Origin of the sequence: Sphingobium sp. LMA1-1-1.1, assembly GCF_040676365.1 — a bacterium.
In the GTDB taxonomy this organism is placed as follows: domain Bacteria; phylum Pseudomonadota; class Alphaproteobacteria; order Sphingomonadales; family Sphingomonadaceae; genus Sphingobium.
Genome location: NZ_JBEGHS010000051.1, coordinates 1 through 348, shown reverse-complemented (window position 1 = coordinate 348; position 348 = coordinate 1). Strand labels below are relative to the sequence as shown.

General features: G+C 64.7%; 1 protein-coding gene. It reads right to left on the bottom strand.

Features of this window, described 5'->3' with window-relative positions; all coding sequences use genetic code 11:
* The coding region (locus MRBLMA1_RS19050; protein WP_363738984.1) for a carbon starvation CstA family protein at positions 1-348 on the bottom strand (348 nt) is incomplete at both ends.

Here is a 348-nt window from a genome sequence, read left to right as displayed (position 1 = left end):
CCGCCGGGCTGTTCATCGTGAAATAGATGCCCGGATCGAGGATCGACGCGCCCACCAGCGCCATGATGGCGACGAACGCCTCCATCAGCATCGCGCCATAACCGATCATCGGCGCATCGGCTTCGCTGGCGATCAGCTTGGGTGTGGTGCCGCTGGAGATGAGGGCGTGGAAGCCCGATACCGCGCCGCAGGCGATGGTGATGAACAGGAAGGGGAACAGGCCGCCCGACCAGACCGGCCCGTTGCCGCTGACGAACGCGGTTACGGCATGCATTTTGAGGGGCGGCGCCATGATGACGATGCCGATCGCCAGCGCGGCTATCGCGCCGATCTTGAGGAAGGTCGACA